Origin of the sequence: Arthrobacter sp. A5 (genome assembly GCF_051131705.1) — a bacterium.
Classification (GTDB): Bacteria; Actinomycetota; Actinomycetes; order Actinomycetales; family Micrococcaceae; genus Arthrobacter_M.
Map to the genome: position 1 here is coordinate 524,495 of NZ_CP180316.1, position 16,184 is coordinate 540,678.

15 protein-coding genes are annotated in these 16,184 nt (G+C 65.1%); 12 read left to right on the forward strand and 3 right to left on the reverse strand.

The features are described 5' to 3' along the window. The first annotated feature begins 38 nt into the window (after window positions 1-38). From ACLLJI_RS02525 to ACLLJI_RS02560, 8 genes are read left to right on the forward strand one after another with little or no spacing between them, the layout of a single operon-like run. Window positions 39-1,334, forward strand: a complete 1,296-nt coding sequence (locus tag ACLLJI_RS02525) for an ABC transporter substrate-binding protein (protein ID WP_434617533.1) — start codon at window positions 39-41, stop codon at window positions 1,332-1,334. Window positions 1,335-1,377: 43 nt separating this feature from the next. After that, window positions 1,378-2,316 carry a carbohydrate ABC transporter permease gene (locus tag ACLLJI_RS02530; protein ID WP_283562038.1) on the forward strand — a complete coding sequence of 313 codons (939 nt, stop codon included), beginning with the start codon at window positions 1,378-1,380 and terminating at the stop codon, window positions 2,314-2,316. Beyond that, window positions 2,306-3,211, forward strand: coding sequence for a carbohydrate ABC transporter permease (locus ACLLJI_RS02535; protein ID WP_434617536.1), 906 nt, complete (start codon window positions 2,306-2,308; stop codon window positions 3,209-3,211). Before ACLLJI_RS02530 ends, ACLLJI_RS02535 begins: the two co-directional genes overlap by 11 nt. Window positions 3,212-3,238: 27 nt before the next feature. Beyond that, a complete protein-coding gene (locus tag ACLLJI_RS02540; protein ID WP_434617539.1) occupies window positions 3,239-4,582 on the forward strand; it encodes an alpha-L-fucosidase in 1,344 nt (447 codons plus the stop codon). Continuing rightward, window positions 4,579-5,454 (forward strand): ROK family protein, encoded by an 876-nt coding sequence (locus ACLLJI_RS02545; RefSeq protein WP_434617542.1) that lies wholly within the window; start codon window positions 4,579-4,581, stop codon window positions 5,452-5,454. The genes ACLLJI_RS02540 and ACLLJI_RS02545 overlap by 4 nt, the downstream gene beginning before the upstream one ends. A 37-nt stretch (window positions 5,455-5,491) precedes the next feature. Continuing rightward, window positions 5,492-6,928 (forward strand): sulfatase family protein, encoded by a 1,437-nt coding sequence (locus tag ACLLJI_RS02550; RefSeq protein ID WP_434617545.1) that lies wholly within the window; start codon window positions 5,492-5,494, stop codon window positions 6,926-6,928. Continuing rightward, window positions 6,925-8,496: a M81 family metallopeptidase gene (locus ACLLJI_RS02555; protein ID WP_434617548.1), complete on the forward strand. Its 1,572-nt coding sequence runs from the start codon at window positions 6,925-6,927 to the stop codon at window positions 8,494-8,496. The genes ACLLJI_RS02550 and ACLLJI_RS02555 overlap by 4 nt, the downstream gene beginning before the upstream one ends. After that, window positions 8,493-9,257, forward strand: coding sequence for a copper homeostasis protein CutC (locus tag ACLLJI_RS02560; RefSeq protein ID WP_434617551.1), 765 nt, complete (start codon window positions 8,493-8,495; stop codon window positions 9,255-9,257). Before ACLLJI_RS02555 ends, ACLLJI_RS02560 begins: the two co-directional genes overlap by 4 nt. A 100-nt stretch (window positions 9,258-9,357) precedes the next feature. On the opposite strand, the gene ACLLJI_RS02565 is transcribed toward ACLLJI_RS02560, so the two are convergent. Both ACLLJI_RS02565 and ACLLJI_RS02570 read right to left on the reverse strand, forming a co-directional pair. Next, a complete protein-coding gene (locus ACLLJI_RS02565) occupies window positions 9,358-10,116 on the reverse strand; it encodes an SDR family NAD(P)-dependent oxidoreductase (protein ID WP_434617554.1) in 759 nt (252 codons plus the stop codon). After that, window positions 10,117-11,037: a fumarylacetoacetate hydrolase family protein gene (locus ACLLJI_RS02570; RefSeq protein ID WP_434617557.1), complete on the reverse strand. Its 921-nt coding sequence runs from the start codon at window positions 11,035-11,037 to the stop codon at window positions 10,117-10,119. Between the two features lie 211 nt (window positions 11,038-11,248). On the opposite strand from ACLLJI_RS02570, the gene ACLLJI_RS02575 reads away from it, so the two are divergent. The 4 genes from ACLLJI_RS02575 (at window position 11,249) to ACLLJI_RS02590 (ending at window position 14,852) form a co-directional block, all read left to right on the forward strand. Further along, window positions 11,249-12,577, forward strand: a complete 1,329-nt coding sequence (locus ACLLJI_RS02575) for an L-fuconate dehydratase (RefSeq protein WP_434617560.1) — start codon at window positions 11,249-11,251, stop codon at window positions 12,575-12,577. Between the two features lie 64 nt (window positions 12,578-12,641). Next, window positions 12,642-12,956, forward strand: coding sequence for an L-rhamnose mutarotase (locus ACLLJI_RS02580; RefSeq protein ID WP_434617563.1), 315 nt, complete (start codon window positions 12,642-12,644; stop codon window positions 12,954-12,956). Continuing rightward, complete coding sequence (locus tag ACLLJI_RS02585; RefSeq protein WP_434617566.1) at window positions 12,953-13,921, forward strand: aldo/keto reductase; 969 nt, start codon at window positions 12,953-12,955, stop codon at window positions 13,919-13,921. The genes ACLLJI_RS02580 and ACLLJI_RS02585 overlap by 4 nt, the downstream gene beginning before the upstream one ends. After that, on the forward strand, window positions 13,914-14,852 hold the full coding sequence (locus ACLLJI_RS02590) for an amidohydrolase family protein (RefSeq protein ID WP_434617569.1): 939 nt from the start codon (window positions 13,914-13,916) through the stop codon (window positions 14,850-14,852). The genes ACLLJI_RS02585 and ACLLJI_RS02590 overlap by 8 nt, the downstream gene beginning before the upstream one ends. Window positions 14,853-15,012: 160 nt before the next feature. Here ACLLJI_RS02590 and ACLLJI_RS02595 read toward each other — a convergent pair whose 3' ends face one another. Beyond that, window positions 15,013-15,684 (reverse strand): FadR/GntR family transcriptional regulator, encoded by a 672-nt coding sequence (locus ACLLJI_RS02595; protein ID WP_434617572.1) that lies wholly within the window; start codon window positions 15,682-15,684, stop codon window positions 15,013-15,015. Between the last annotated feature and the right edge of the window lie 500 nt (window positions 15,685-16,184).

Sequence of the window (16,184 nt, forward strand, 5' to 3'; positions counted from 1 at the left end):
CGAGACCGCTGAACGCCTAAAGCCACTGAAGGATTGTCATGAAACTAGCAACGAAGCTCGCCGCCATAGCCGTTGGAAGCGCCCTTGCACTCGGGGCCAGCGCGTGCAGCCCCTCCTCGTCGGGATCGGCCGGTGGCGGGGAGGCTGCCGGTAATGTCACGCTCGACTGGTCATTCTGGTCACAGGGCGATGAAGGCAACAAGACGTGGGAGGACCTCGCGTCGCAGGTGACGGCGAAGTACCCGAACATCAAGGTCAACCTGACCACGGCCCCCTTCTCCGACTACTTCACCAAGCTCCAGTCCCAGCTGGCATCGGGCACGGCGCCGTGCATTGTGAGCATGCAGAGTCTCCGCCTGCCGGCTTTTGCCAAGGCCATGACCCCGCTCGACGGCGAGCTGGCCAAGGCGGCCGGGTTCACCGCAAGTGAATGGGACGCAGGGGCGTTGAAGGCCCTGCAAAGCGGCGACAAGCAGTACGCCCTGCCCTATGGCCTCTCCACCATGGTCATGTACTACAACAAGGATGCCTTCAAGGCGGCCGGCGTCGCCGAGCCAAAAGACGGCTGGACCACCGACGACTTCGTCGCCGCCGCGCAAAAGATCACCAAGGCAACGAACAAGCCCGCCTTCGGCCAAAGTTTTTCCGACCTCCACATGTCCGCCCAGCTCCTGGCCTACAACGGAGCCAAGCCGGTTTCCTCCGAGGGAAAACTGCAGATGACGGACAAGACTTTTGAGGATTCCTTCGCTTGGTACTCCAGTCTGGCCACCGACAAAAAGATCAGTAGCGTCCCTGCCAGCTCCTCCGACGTCCCCTGGGGCGAGCAACAGTTCGTTGCAGGCAACGTAGCCATGGCCGTTGACGGCTCCTGGAACCTGAAGAGCAATGTCACCGACGCCGCCGGCTTCAACGTAGGCGTCGTTGCCCTGCCGCAGGGACCCAACGGCGGCGGCACCTTCTCCGCCAACTCCGGGTTCGGCATCTCCTCCACCTGCAAGAACAAGACCGAGGCGGCCAAGGCCATCGGCGTCCTGACAGACGCGCAGTCACAAATGGCGTCCGCCGCGTCGGGCAACATCCCTGCCCGCACCGCCGCCCTCCCGGCGTTCATCGACGCCCTGAAAAAGGACATCGACCCCAAGAACCCTGGGTACTCCGAACAGGTGGCCCAGGTGACCAAAGACTCCTCAGCGATGGCAGTTCCGTTCATCAGCACCAACAACTGGGATGCGGTCACCAAGCTGATGGCCCAGCAGTTCCAGCAGGCCTACACGGGAAAGAGTTCGCCCGCCGATGCGCTGAACAACGTTCAGCAAAGCGGAGCCAAGTAAGTCCATCTCCTTCCGCACCGGGCCGCAGCAGAAAGGCACCACCTTGACGGCAATAAGCAACAAAACCGTGCAGCGAAGGATCCCCGATCCGGCTGCCCCGATTAAGCGGAAGAAGAAGTCCGATTCTCGCGCGGCGCTGGGGTTCCTCACCCCCAGCGCCGTGGGGATGACAGTGTTCATCCTCTTCCCGACCATCCTGGCGGTCGCCACCAGCTTCTTCAACTGGCCGACCTTTGGCGACATCTCTTTCGCAGGGCTGGGGAACTACCGTAATTTGTTCGCCCCCGGCAGCCAATTCCCGGCCGCCCTGGTGAACACACTCGTCTTTACGCTTCTGGTAGTGCCCATCAACCTCGTCCTGACCCTGTCCACCGCCTTTTGGGTTTCCACCAGCCGGTTTAGCCGCCTGTACCGGGTCCTGTTTTTCCTTCCGGTCGTCACTCCCACGGTTGCAACCGCCGTGATCTGGAAACTGATCTACCAGCCCAATGGCCTGGTGGACTCGACCATGCAGAGCCTGTTCGGGATCCACCTGCCCAACCTCCTGGGTGACAGCAGCACGGCCCTGCTGGCCGTCGTCGTCGTAATCATTTGGCAAGGCTTTGGCTACAACATGCTCATCTTCTCCGCCGCCATCGACCAACTGCCCCAGGACATCCTTGACGCGTCCAAGCTCGACGGCGCCCACGGCCTGACACAACTTCTGCGCATCAAACTGCCGCTCCTGACACCCGCCATCTTCTTTGCCTCCACGGTCACCATGATTTCGGCCTTCCAAATGTTCTCCGAACCATTCGTTATGACCGCCGGAGGGCCCGGAACATCCACCGTCACCGTCGTGATGAACGTCTACCAAACCGCTTTCCAGGGCGGCGAGCTCGGCGCCGCCGCCGCACCCGCCATCATCCTCTTTGTCCTGATCCTCGTCGTCACGATGATCCAGTGGCTGGGACAAAAGAAATGGGTACATTATGACCAGTAGTCAGCTCCAGTCCCCATCCCGCCGACAGTCCGCACAGGCCGTCCAAGCAGCGGTCCGCAGGAACAAGCCGCAGTTCCGGCCGCTGAAAGTGGCCAGTGAAGTGGTGCTTGGCGTGGTGGTCCTCGCCTTCCTTTTTCCCATCATTTTCACGTTCTTCTCAGCATTGAAGCCCAACGGGGAGATCTTCTCCCAGCCGCCGTCCTTGATCGGCTCGGAATTACGGTGGCAGAACTTCGTGGAAGTCTTCAACTACACGCCGTTTTTGCGGTTCATCGTCAACGGCCTGATTATCTCCATTTCCGGAACCATCATTGTTGTGGCGGTGTCATCGCTGGCGGCCTATAGTTTCGGCATCCTCAAGTGGCGGGGGAGGGACAAGTACATGCTCCTGTACCTGGCCACCATGATGATTCCCCAGGAGGTCCTGGTCATCCCCATGTTCCTGCTGATGCAAAAGTTTGGCTGGATCAACTCATGGCAGGCGCTGATTTTGCCATGGGCCTTCGGCGCCTTCGGGGCGTTCCTGCTGCGACAGTTCTTCATCAACATCCCCTACGAGCTGGTGGAGGCCTCCCGCATGGACGGCTGCAGCCAGTGGGGGACGTTTACCCGGATCATCCTGCCCCTGGCCAAGCCGTCGCTGGCCGTCCTGGGCGTGTGGACGTTCATTACCTTCTGGAACAGTTTCCTGTGGCCGTTGATCGTGGTCAACGATGTCAACCAACTGGGCAACGTCTCCCTGGGCCTGCAGACATTCTTCGGCGAACACGGAAGCTCCTGGAACCTGGTGATGGCGGCCTCCGTGATTGCCATTCTGCCCACGCTCATCATGGTTATCGCTCTCCAAAAGCACTTGGTCAAGGGCATTGCCACCGTCGGCCTCGCCGGTCGCTAACCGCCCTCCTCCTACACGAAGGCAGTAATGATTAATTTTGAAGATCGTGTTGGTCCCGACTTTGGCGCTAACGCGCCAAACTACCCGGAGTGGGAATTTCCGCAATGGCTTGAGGACGCAAAATTTGGCATCTTTGTGCACTGGGGCCTGTACTCCGTGCCGGCCTGGGCCGAGACGGGCCATGCGTCGATGCCGGTGGAGGATGCCTACCGCGACCACCAGTACGCCGAGTGGTACGGCAACACCGTCCGACTGGACGGCAGCAGTGCCCAGAAATACCAGCGGTCCACCTTTGGTGCCGGCAGCAGCTACGAAGACTTGGCCGATGTGTGGAAAGCAGAGTCGTTCGACGCCGCTGGCTGCATTGACCTCTTCCGCCGCGCCGGAGCCAAATACGTGGTGCCCACCACCAAGCACCACGACGGGTTTTGCCTGTGGAACACGGACACGACACCCTTCAACAGTGCCGTGCGCGGCCCCAAGCGTGACCTGGTCGAGGAATTCGCCACGGCGTCGCGGGGCGCCGGGCTGAGATTTGGCTGCTACTTTTCCGGCGCCCTGGACTGGCACGTCAGCGACTTCCCGGCCATCAACTCTGATCCCGACATCTTCAGGCTGCGCCGCAAGGACGAACATTTTGCCCGTTATTCGTACGGGCAGGTGCACGAGCTGGTGGAGCGGTTCGCGCCCGACATCCTGTGGAACGACATTGAATGGCCGGATGCCGGCAAGTCCAACGCCGAGTTCGGCGTGGCGGCCCTGTTCGATGAATACCGGGCGGCCGTGCCGGACGGAATAGTCAACGACCGCTGGGGCGTCCCCTCCCACGGCTACCTAACTCGCGAGTACAGCGACATTGGCGGCCTGAGCGGCCAGCACTGGGAAAGCTGCCGCGGACTGGGCCGCTCGTTTGGCTTCAATCAACAAGAAACCGACGCCGATGTCCTCAGCGTGCCGGAGCTGGTCCACCACCTGGTCTCCGTTGTCTCACGCAACGGCAACTTCCTGCTCAACATTGGCCTGGCCGCTGACGGAACCGTACCCGAACGCTACCGCCAACGACTGCTTGGCCTGGGCCAATGGTTGAGCATCAATGGCGAAGCCATTTACGGCACCCGGCCCTGGCAGGGGACCATGGCGCCGGAACAACAGGCGCACTATGCAGTGACGGTCGGGGCCGGCGCCAGCTACCTGTCGGTCCTCACCCCCGGAGCCGAGCTTCCCTCGGCGCCGCTGGACACCTCCGGTGGCGTATGGCTGGGTGCGGCGGAGAACGGCACCGGCGGCGTCCGAGTGCCGGCAGCCCTGGCCGCCGAGCCCGTCGCGGTGCTGCGCATTCCGCACCCGGCTTCCGGAGAAACACCGGCATGAGTGAATCATGGATTGGGGTGGACATCGGCGGCACCAAAATTGCTGCAGGGATAGTTAATGGGCAGGGGGCGGTGCTGGCGCGTTCGCAGCGCCCCACCCCCCACGGTGAAGTGGCCATTGCCGACGCCGTGGCCGCACTGGTCCTTCAGCTTTCGCCCAACGTCGCCGGGACACTCGTGGGAATTGCGGTCCCAGGCTACGTCTCGATCGACCACAGGACCGTGTCCTACGCGGCCAACCTGGATCTTGACAACACGAAGTTGGCGGACCTGATCGAGGCCAGGCTCGACGTTGCGTGCCTGGTCATCAACGACGCAAACGCCGCGTTGTGGGCCGAGCACAAGTTCGGTGCGGCTCAGACCGTGCAGGACGCAGCCATGGTGACGGTGGGAACCGGGATCGGCGGCGGCCTGTTGGTGAACGGCAAATTGGTGGTCGGAGCGCACGGCTGGGCCGGGGAAATCGGCCACATGGTGGTCGAGCCGGGCGGTCGCCCGTGCGGCTGCGGCAGCCGCGGCTGCCTGGACAGGTATGCCAGCGGCAGCGCCTTGGCCACTGAGGCCCGGACCAGCGAAGACTTTGCCGTTATCGCCCACTGGCTCGGGTTTGGCCTGAGCCAGGTCTCCATGCTGTTGGATCCGGACCTCATTGTGCTCGGAGGGGGAGTCAGCTCGGCCGGTGCCGCCTTGGCCGAACCCACCCGGGAACGACTGGCCGAACTGCTGGCCGAGCACGGGCGCCACGCCACACCTCAGGTTGTCCCCGCCCAGCTGGGGCCCGATGCAGGGTTCATTGGGGCTGCCGCCTACGCCGCGGACCACGTCGGCAAACGCGGGATGGACGGCATCGGCGTCGGCGCCAGCGCCAGCTAGCAATGCAAACCACCAGACTTTTCGATTGGAGAACACAATGATGAAACCCAACGTTGTAATTGTCCTGGCGGACGACCTAGGCTGGGGTGACCTGTCGTGTTACGGGGCCACGCGAATCCACACGCCGAACCTTGACGCCCTGGCTGCACGAGGCGTCCGCTTCACCGATTCACATGCGTCGTCCGCCGTCTGCACGCCGAGCCGGTACAGCCTTCTCACGGGGTCCTACCCGTGGCGGAGCCCGCTGAAGAGCGGGGTGCTGGGCGGCCTTGACCCGGCCATCATAGCGGTCGATGCGCCCACACTGCCGCGGGACTTCCACGACGCAGGCTACCGCACCGGGGCGTTTGGAAAGTGGCACCTGGGCCTGGGCTGGACCGACCTGGACGGCTCCACCCGGGATGCCTTCAGCCCCGGCTTCGCCGCCGAAATGCAAGGTCACGGTCGGGACATTGACTACAACGTCCCGTTCCGGGGCGGGCCCACCGCGCTTGGCTTTGAAACGTACTTTGGCATTGCCGGGTCCCTGGACATGCCACCGTACTGCTTCCTCGACCAGGACAGGGCAGTCGGGGTGCCGCTGGAGGAAAAGACGCGGCTGGTCACCTCCCAGCGCCCCGGCCTGCAAAGTCCGGGCTGGCAGGACGACGCCGTCGACACCACCGTGGTTGCGCGGGCCGCGGATTGGATCCGCGCCCAGCGCGGCGGCGGGGAACCGTTCTTCGCCTACGTGGCCACGGCCGCCCCGCACCGGCCCTGCGTGCCCCCGGAATTTGTCCGTGGGACCACCGAGGCCGGGCCCCGTGGCGACGGGGTTGCGCTGGTCGACTGGATGGTCGGGGAGCTGGTCGGCGCCCTGGGCGAGGGCCTTGAGAACACTGTCTTTGTGTTCACCTCGGACAACGGGGCGCCCACCATGTTCCCGGGCGATGGCGACGTCGTGGTCCACCGCCCCAACGGGCACTGGCGGGGTCAAAAAGCGGACGCCTGGGAGGCCGGCCACCGCGTGCCGCTCATTGTGGCAGGCCCCGGCATTGCCGCGAACAAGGTGTGCGATGAACTGGTCAGCCTGATGGACATCCGGGCCACGCTGGCCGAACACACTGCAGAGCCTGCCGGAGTCCGCGGCGGCGCCGAAGCTGTTTGGAGGGTCGGCGACGGGACGTCCTTTGCGCCCCTGCTGCGCCGCGAATCGGCCGACGCCGGCGTTGCCCGGGTGCTGGGCCACCAGGCATATGACGGCACCTTGGTGTTGCGCAGCGGTTCCGGGAAGGCCATCTTTGGAACCGGGTCGGGCGGCTTTTCCGAACCGGTCGGCAAGCCCGACGACACCGGGAACGGGCCCGGACAGTTCTTTGACCTGGCCGATGACCCGACGGAGACGACAAACCTATGGCCCAACAGGGCAGGCCAGGCGCTGGACATGATTGAAACATTTGAACGCACCACTGGATTCATTCGAGGAACACGATGACTGAACAAACCACCACCCCACCCCCCGACCCGTCCGAGGTGTGGTGCCCGCCGCTGGCACCGGTGGTCGAGGGCGGGCTGGCCCGGCCGCGCATCGGCATTGCCGGCATTTCCATTGAATCCAGCACGTTCTCCCCGCACATCAGCGGCGCGGAGGCGTTCACGGTGCGCCGCGGCGTGGACCTCCTGGCCTGCTACCCGTTCCTGGATGAAGGACGCGAACTGCGCTCCGCAGCTGAGTGGGTGCCGCTCATGCACGCCCGGTCCCTGCCGGGAGGCGCCGTGGACCCGGAGCTGTACGTCGCGTTCCGCGACGAGATCATTGATCAGATCCGCAACGCCGGACCCCTGGACGCCTTGTTCTTCGACATCCATGGCGCCATGAGCGTGGTAGGCATGCAGGACGCCGAAGGCGACCTTGCCCGCCACGTGCGCCAGGCCCTCGGCGACGCCGCCCTGGTCTCCGCCTCGATGGACCTGCACGGCAACGTCTCCTTCGAGTTGCTGGAAAACGTGGACCTGATCACCTGCTACCGCATGGCCCCGCACGAGGACGCCATGAACACGAAGGAGCGGGCCGTTTTCAATCTGTTGGGCAGGCTGCGCGCCGCGACGGGGGCGGATGTTTACAAACGCCGCCCGTCGAAGGCCTGGTTGCCGGTTCCCGTGCTGCTGCCCGGTGAAAAGACGAGCACCCGGATTGAACCTGCCAAGGGCATTTACGAGGAAATTCCGGCAGTCACCGAGCTCGACGGCGTCCTCGACGCGGCCATTTGGGTTGGCTATGCCTGGGCGGACGAGCCCCGGTGCCAGGCCTACGTCGTCGTGACCGGCGACGACGTAATGGTGATCCGAAGAGAAGCCGAGCGGCTGGGGCGCCTGTACTGGGACGCGCGACGCGACTTTGCCTTTGTCGCCGAAACGGCCACGCTGGAGGAGGGGATCGCGGTGGCGATCGCCCAGGACGCCCCGCGCCCGTACTTCCTCTCCGACACCGGCGACAACCCGACTGCCGGCGGTGCGGGGGACGTAACGTGGACGCTGGCGCAGCTGCTGGCCAGCGAACCCCTTGCCGCCGCCGATGTGCGGCTGGTACACGCCTCCATCTTTGACGCCGAGGCCGTGGAACAGGCCGTCGCCGCAGGGGTCGGGGGCGCCGTGGACATGGAGGCCGGGGCCCGTATAGACCACAACGCGCACGGCCCGGTCCGGCTGCACGGCACCGTCTACTCCATCACCGACGGTGACCCCGTGGCCGGCATGCAGGCCGTCGTCAAGGTGGGCAATGTATTTGCGATCCTGACCGAGCGGCGCAAGCCATTCCACCACATCAGCGACTTCACCTGTTTAGGACTGGACCCGGCTGGGTTTGACGTGATTGTGGTGAAGATCGGCTACCTGGAGCCGGAACTCTTTGATGCGGCCGCCGGCTGGAAGCTGGCGCTGACGCCAGGAGGCGTTGACCAGGACCTGTTGCGCCTGGATCACTCGCACCTGGCCGACGGCGTATTCCCGTTCTCGGAGGACGGCGGCGCACCGGCGCTGACCGCCACCGTGCACCGCCGGTGACCGCGCCTGCTGAAGCGGCCCGGCCGCCCCTGGATGGCTGGGCCGGGCTGGAAATTGCGGTCCAGGACGCCGCCGGGGCACGCGCCGCCGCTGCCGGGGGCGCGTCCCGGGTGGAACTGTGTACGGCATTGCGGATGGGCGGGCTGACGCCCTCGGACGGAATCGTGGAGGCCGTGCTGGCCGCAACAGGCGGGGCGGCCGGATTCGTGCAGGCCCTGGTGCGCTCCCGCGGCGGCGGATACGTGTACGACGCCGATGAGGTGGACACCATGTGCCGCGAAATCCGGCACCTGAAGGCTGCCGGCGCCCACGGCGTGGTGGTGGGGGCACTGACCGCTGAACGGACGATTGACCTACCAGCACTGGAACAATGGGTCGAGGCCGCAGACGGACTGCCCGTGACATTCCACCGGGCCCTTGATGCCTGCGCCGACCCCGTGGGGCAGCTGGCGCGGCTCCCCGGAAGCGGAGTCAGCCGCGTCCTGACCTCGGGCGGCGCGGTGCGCAGCATTGACGGCCTGGCCGTGCTCGACGCCATGGTGCGGCAACGGCCGGCCGGCGTCGAGATCATGGCCGGCGGCGGCGTCCGCATCCAGGATATCGGCGCACTGGTCCGGGTTGGCGTGGACGCCGTGCATCTTTCGGCCCGGGTTCCCTTCGTGGACCAGCATCCGGCCGGTCCCGGCGGCGGGGCGCAGGAACTGGACTCCACGAGCGTTGAGTTGGTCGGCCGAGCCCGCCGGGCCCTCGAGGCACGATGACTGACCCAGCCGGCGGCCGGGGCCGCCCGCGAGGGCCTCGGAGCCTACCGGCCCTGACTGGATCCCGGCAGGCCCCGGGTCACCGGTGGCGCGTGTGGGCCTACTGTCCAGCGGGGCGCAGACGGAGGGCCTGCATGCCGCCATCGACCGCGATGGACGTACCGGTAGTGGAACCGGAGAGCGGGCTGGCCAGGTAGGCGACGGCGCCGGCCACCTCATCAGCGCTGACCAGGCGCCCGTGCGGTTGGCGGGCGTTCAGGGCCGCACGCTCCGCCACGGGGTCCTGGGCGGCGTCCATGAGCCGCCCAATCCACGGGGTGTCCGCGGTGCCCGGATTCACGCAGTTGACGCGAACCCCCTCACGGAGGTGGTCTGCGGCCATGGCCTGGGTCAGGGAGAGCACTGCGCCCTTCGTGGCGGAGTACAGTGCACGCTGGGGAAGTCCGGCAGTGGCCGCGATCGAGCAGGTGTTCACGATGGCTGCCGCCGGGGACTTGCGCAGGTGCGGCAGGGCTGCGCGGGCCACGCGGACCATGCCCACCACGTTGATGTCCCACACCCGGTGCCACTCAGCGTCGTCGTTGGACTCCACGGTGCCTTGGGCGCCGATGCCGGCGTTGTTGATTACGATGTCCACGCCGCCGAATGCTGCCACGGCGCCGTCGACGGCCGCTGTGACGGAGGCGTCGTCGGAGACGTCGCAAGAAAAGCCGAGCTGGCCCTCCGGAAGATTGCCGGGGGCCAGGTCCAGGACGGCCACGGACGCGCCCATGCTCTGCAGTTTCGCAGCGATCGCGGCGCCGATGCCGGAGGCGCCACCGGTGACAATGGCGGTGAGGTTTGACATTTCCTGGCTCATTTAAGCCTCCCGGGCAGTTTTGGCGGTTTGGGCAACATCGCTTCCGGCGGCGCGTGGGGCGGCGCGGAAGAATTCTTGGCGCTGGCGGCCTAGTCCGGCGATTTCCATTTCCACCACGTCGCCGTCCTGCAGATACGGGAAACGGCCGGAGAGGGCGACACCTTCGGGGGTGCCGGTGAGGACCACGTCGCCGGGTTCGAGGACCATGTATTGGCTCAGGTGGTGGATGACGGTGGGGATGTCGAAGATCAGGTCCGCGGTGTTGGAGTCCTGGCGCGGTTCGCCGTTGACCCAGCTCCTGAGCTGGAGGTTGTTGGCGTCCGCCTCGGCAGCGGGCACCAGCCACGGGCCCAGGGGCGTGGACTTGGGGAGTGATTTGCCCTTGGTCCATTGGCCGGCGGCGCCCGGAATCTGGTATGCCCGCTCCGAGAGGTCGTTGGCCACCAGGTAGCCGGCCACGGCGTCTGCGGCTTCTTCAACGCTGGCCAGGTAGCTGGCCTTGCTTCCAATGACCACGCCGAGCTCGACCTCCCAGTCATACTTGGCGGACAGCGGCGGGATGGGGGCGGCATCAAAGGGACCGGTGACGGTGTTGTTCGGCTTGAGGAACACCACCGGAATGGTCGGCGGCTGAGCCCCGGACTCCGCGGCATGCGCGGCGTAGTTCATGCCGATGCAAATTACGTTGTTGGGCCGGGCCACCGGGGAACCGATCCGCAGGGCGGCTGCACCCTCCAGCAGCGGGAGTTCGCCGCGCTTGACGGCTTTGCACAGCCTTGCGATGCCGCCACCGGACAGGAACCCGCCATCGATGTCGGTCGTGACGGGACGGGCATCATGGGTGCGCTCCTCGCCGTCGGCTCCGGCGGCGATAATAACGGGGATTTCCAACCCCGGCTCGCCAAGACGTGCAATCTTCATGGGGATCTTTCCTCTCCTTTCGCCGCCGCAGCGGCTAACTGGGTATGCGCAAGGGCCGCAAGCAGCACCTTAACATCTGAGCTTTGTAGATACTTTACTCATGTGTGCGCACATTTTTAGCATCCGCTCCCATATTGACACGTGAAACATCGGATGTTTATCTTGTTTTAGCTTTTGCGTTTCCAGTACACACTTTCTTAGGAGCAGCCCAGTGAGCACAGTCATCGCCGTGGAAACCAGCGACGTCCGGTTTCCCACGTCGCGGGAGTTGGACGGCTCCGACGCCATGAACCCCGACCCGGACTACTCCGCGGCGTACCTGCGGCTTGTCACTGACAGTACGGACGGCCACGAGGGCCACGGCTTTGTCTTTACCATTGGCCGTGGCAACGATGTGGAAACGGCCGCCATTTCTGCACTGGCCCCGTACCTGCTGGGCCGCAACGTTGAGGAGTTGCTGGCCAACATGGGCACAACGTACCTGGCGTTCATCAACGACTCGCAGCTGCGCTGGCTCGGCCCGGAAAAGGGCGTCATGCACATGGCCATTGGCGCCGTCACCAACGCACTCTGGGACCTGAAGGCCAAACGCGCCGGCCTGCCGCTGTGGCAGCTGCTGGCACAGATGAGCCCGGAGGAACTCGTCGAGCTTGTGGACTTCCGCTACCTCAGCGACGCCCTGACCCGGGACGAGGCCCTGGAGATCCTGTGCGCAGCCGAGCCGGGACGGGCGGAGCGCACGGCCGCACTGCTGGCCGAAGGCTACCCCGGATACACCACAACCCCGGGCTGGCTGGGTTACTCTGATGAGAAACTGACCCGCCTGGTCCGCGAAGCGGTGACCGACGGATTCAAGCAAGTCAAGCTCAAGGTCGGAGCCGACCTGGCGGACGACGTGCGGCGGCTGCGGACGGCGAGGGCCGTCGTCGGGCCCGACTTCAAGATTGCCGTGGACGCAAACCAGCGCTGGGACGTGCCCCAGGCCATTGAATGGATCAGCCACCTCGCCCCGTTCGACATCGCCTGGGTTGAAGAGCCCACCAGCCCCGACGACATCCTGGGTCACGCCGCCATTGCCCGCGGAATCGCACCCATCCCCGTCGCCACCGGCGAGCACGTCCAAAACCGTGTTGTCTTCAAGCAGATGCTGCAGGCGCAATCACTGCAGGTCATGCAGATTGATGCTGCCCGCGTTGGCGGCGTCAACGAAAATATTGCCAACCTGCTCCTAGCCGCCAAGTTCGGCGTCCGCGTCTGCCCTCATGCCGGCGGGGTGGGACTATGCGAGGCCGTCCAGCACTTGTCGATGTTTGACTATGTGGCGGTGTCAGGCCACAAGGAAGACAGGATGATTGAATTTGTGGACCACGTGCACGAACACTTCATCACCCCGATCAACGTCCATGACGGCTGCTACTGGCCGCCGTCCGCCCCGGGGGCCGGCAGCGAAATGCATGCGGAGTCCATTGCCGAGTTCAGCTTCCCGCACGGCGGCTTCTGGCGTGAAGACGCCCAAAGCCAGGCCGCGCTGCAACAATGATCGCCGTATACTGCCGGTGTGGCCTGCCCCTGAACATTTCCCCCCCCAATGAAAGCGACCCCGCATGACCGAGAAAATCGCCCTGCACACACGGCTCAAGCCTGACAAGGAGGCCGAATACGACGCCATCCATGCGGTCATCAGCCCCGAGCTGGATGCGGCCCTGCGCGCTGCCGGCGTCACCGGTTGGAACATCTGGCGCAGCGGAAGGGACCTCTTTCACGTCGTTGAGGTGGCCGACTACCAGACCATGCGCAAAGAACTGGCCACAAACCCGGTCAACATCGCATGGCAGGCAGTCATGGCGGAGCTTTTGGAGGTTGAAGATGACTACTCCGGGGACGACATGGGACTGACAAAGGTGTGGGAACTGCCATGAGCGTGCCCGAACTGGGCAGGCTGGGATTCGGTGCTGCCGGCATCGGGAACCTTTACCGCGCCATGGACGACGCCGTTGCTGCCGCCACCGTGGGTGCCGGCTGGGACGCGGGCATCAGGTATTTTGACACCGCCCCCCACTATGGGCTGGGCTTGTCGGAGCGCCGCCTGGGCGCCGTCCTGTCCACCAAGCCACGGGATGAATTTGTCATCTCCACCAAGGTGGGCCGCATCCTGGAACCGGCAGCCAACCCGGCCGGGGCCCGCGACGGCGAGGGATTTGACGTGCCTGCGGACACCACCCGCCGCTGGGACCCGTCCGAGGCCGGCATCCGGCGCAGCATTGAGCACTCCCTGGAACGGCTGAGGCTGGACCGCATCGACATCGCCTACCTGCACGACCCCGACGTCTACGACCTCTCCGCCGGGATCAGCCAGGCACTGCCGGCATTGGAGAAACTGCGCGACGAGGGTCTCATCGCCGCCATCGGGGTCGGTGCCAATTCCGCGGAAACCCTCGCGGCCTGCATCCGCGGGGCCGACCTTGACTTGGTCATGCTGGCAGGCCGGTACACCCTCCTGGAACAGCCAGCAACGGAGGACTTACTGCCGCTTTGCATTGAACGCGGCGTGGGGGTTGTCAACGTCGGCGTCTACAACTCCGGCCTGCTTGCCCGCACGGTAGTGCCCGACGACGCCCACTACAACTACGCCCCCGCCCCGGCCCACATTCTTCACAAGGCCCGGGCCCTGGCCGCGTGTTGCGCCGACTTTGGCGTGGAACTTCCGGCTGCAGCCCTGCAATTCGGACTCAGCCACCCGGCCGTGCGTAATGTTGTGGTCGGTGCCACCGAGCCGGCACAAATCAGGCAGACAGCGCAACGCATGGAAGCAGACCTGCCGGCGGAACTATGGACCGAAATGGTCAGCCGCGGACTCCTCACGGAGGACCTGGTTCATGGCTGAGGCAGCCTTCGCCAGTACGGGCAGGCAGGGCGCCGCCACCAGGCCGGCCGCCGCTATGGCGGGCTGGGCGCGGGGGCACGGCGACGGCGTCGAACGCCTGGACGCGCACCTCCACCTGTGGACGCTGGGGGAGGGACGGTACCCCTGGCTGGGGCCGCAGCACGGTCACCTATACCGAACGTATCCGGTGCAGGAGGCGCGTGAAACGCTGGCTGCGGCGGGTGTCCGGCGCGCCATTTTGGTGCAGGCGGACGACACCGCCGCGGACACGGAAGCCATGCTGCTAAATGCCGCCCGCCATGACTGGATTGCCGGGGTGGTCGGCTGGCTACCGTTGGAGGATGCCGCTGCCGCCGCGGCCCTGCTGGAAAAGTGGCTGGTGCACCCCAAGTTTTGCGGTGTGCGAACCCTCGTCCATGACGACCCTCGGCCCGACGTGCTGGCACTGCCTGCGGTGCGTGAATCCTTGAGTCTGCTGGCTGCGGCCGGGATCCCCTTTGAGGTGCCGGATGCGTTCCCCCGGCATCTTGGCCAGGTTGCCGCGTTGGCCGCCGATCTGCCGGGGCTGACGGTGGTGGTGGACCACTTGGGCAAGCCGCCGCGGGCCGGGACCGATGAAGAGTTTGCGCTGTGGGAGCTGCAGCTGCGTGCCGCGGCCGCGCTGCCCAATACTGTGGCAAAGCTGTCCGGCCTGCACTGCCCCGGCGCCGACTTGTCCGCCGCCGCGCTGGAACGGGCGTGGACCGTGGCGCTGGAAGCCTTCGGGCCAAGCAGACTCATGTACGGCGGGGACTGGCCGGTCAGCCTACTGGGCCTGCCTTATGCGAACACCCTGGAAGTGGTGGGGCAACTCATTGAGTCGCTCAGCCTGGGCGAGGCCTCCGCCATCTGGCACCGGACGGCTGAAGCAACATACGCGCCATATGTTTAGGCTGCGCTCGTGTGTTCCTGTTGCCTGTGTTCGCCATGCTGGAGGGGTGCGGCGCCGACCAGCACCGGACGGCCATCCGCAGGTTCGGCCAGCACGCCGGTCCTGCGGATGCCTGGGGACCCGACCGGCGCAGGACCGGCATTGTTAACTTCGCCTCGGTTTACAAGGCGTGGCGCAACCAGTGCTCAATGCCGCAGATGTGGACGGTGAGGAGGGCCTTGGCCAGTTCGCCGTCACTGCGTTCCAGGGCCTCGATGATGGCGGCGTGCTCGGAAAGCGTCCGGTCCACGGCGTTTTCCTGTGTCAGTCCGCGCCAGATGCGCGCGCGCACCGTGCCGGTGGAGAGGGCCTCCAACACGCTGGTCAGGTAAGAATTGTTGGCCGCAGTGGCAATGAGGCTGTGGAACACCAGGTCGTGCTCCACGAGTGACTCCACGCCGTTATCCTCGCTGATGCCCTCCATGGTGGCGCGCATGGCGGTGATTTGTTCGGGTGTGATCCTGCCGGCGGCCATGGCTGCGGCGGCCGGTTCTAGAATGCGCCGTACTTCAAAGATGTCTAGGATGGATTTGTCCTGGTGCAGGTCCACGATAAACGTCATGGCTTTGGTGAGCAGCTTGGGCTCCAGGCTGGTGACGTAGGTGCCGTCCCCGCGGCGCACGTCCAGCACCCGGATGATTTCCAGGGCCTTGACGGCTTCGCGCAGCGAGCTGCGGGACAGGCCCAGCTTTTCGCTCAGCTCCATTTCCGGGGGCAGCCGGTCTCCGGCGCGCAGTTCCCCGGAGATAATCATGTCCTTGATTTTGGTGATTGCTTCGTCGGTAACGGCCATATCTTAATTATATTGGTCGGATGTTTGGAATGGCTCGTGGACAGGGGCGGCCCCAGATTTTGTGGCGGCGTTTTTATGGCGTTCAATGCCGTTCGAGCTTCGACTGCGACGGCTGTGAAAACAAGTTCCCGCGTGAGCCGCTGTGGAGAAGGGCAGGCCGTGCGCTGAGCCTCCTACTTTGCTATCTTGCTGGCTCCAACCCGGCTGCCATGCCTGAATACGAAGAACCTGAAAGGGCGGATACCCCTTTTGTGAGGCAGTGCCCGTTGTATCTCGCGGCCTTCCACGGCGCAGGATTTGGGCAGCGCGGACACGTCAGAGTGGCGTTGGTCCTGGGGGACGTGTGGATACCGGACGGCCCCGCTGGCAAACGACGTTAAACTATCGGAGCGCCGGAGGGCTTTCTGCTCGGATCGGACCGCCATGGACGATCCGCAGTTATAGATGGCTGGTGTTGAAGTCCGATTGGAGAGTGCTGAACAAGAATTTGGATCGATTGC

Bases quoted from the DNA above. Each gene is read 5' to 3' on its own strand.
- ACLLJI_RS02580 (WP_434617563.1), top strand. From the start codon at position 12,642: ATGACCGAGAAAATCGCCCTGCACACACGGCTCAAGCCTGACAAGGAG.
- ACLLJI_RS02540 (WP_434617539.1), top strand. From the start codon at position 3,239: ATGATTAATTTTGAAGATCGTGTTGGTCCCGACTTTGGCGCTAACGCG.
- ACLLJI_RS02535 (WP_434617536.1), top strand. From the start codon at position 2,306: ATGACCAGTAGTCAGCTCCAGTCCCCATCCCGCCGACAGTCCGCACAG.
- ACLLJI_RS02585 (WP_434617566.1), top strand. From the start codon at position 12,953: ATGAGCGTGCCCGAACTGGGCAGGCTGGGATTCGGTGCTGCCGGCATC.
- ACLLJI_RS02590 (WP_434617569.1), top strand. From the start codon at position 13,914: ATGGCTGAGGCAGCCTTCGCCAGTACGGGCAGGCAGGGCGCCGCCACC.
- ACLLJI_RS02565 (WP_434617554.1), bottom strand. From the start codon at position 10,116: ATGAGCCAGGAAATGTCAAACCTCACCGCCATTGTCACCGGTGGCGCC.
- ACLLJI_RS02555 (WP_434617548.1), top strand. From the start codon at position 6,925: ATGACTGAACAAACCACCACCCCACCCCCCGACCCGTCCGAGGTGTGG.
- ACLLJI_RS02545 (WP_434617542.1), top strand. From the start codon at position 4,579: ATGAGTGAATCATGGATTGGGGTGGACATCGGCGGCACCAAAATTGCT.
- ACLLJI_RS02525 (WP_434617533.1), top strand. From the start codon at position 39: ATGAAACTAGCAACGAAGCTCGCCGCCATAGCCGTTGGAAGCGCCCTT.
- ACLLJI_RS02550 (WP_434617545.1), top strand. From the start codon at position 5,492: ATGATGAAACCCAACGTTGTAATTGTCCTGGCGGACGACCTAGGCTGG.
- ACLLJI_RS02570 (WP_434617557.1), bottom strand. From the start codon at position 11,037: ATGAAGATTGCACGTCTTGGCGAGCCGGGGTTGGAAATCCCCGTTATT.
- ACLLJI_RS02595 (WP_434617572.1), bottom strand. From the start codon at position 15,684: ATGGCCGTTACCGACGAAGCAATCACCAAAATCAAGGACATGATTATC.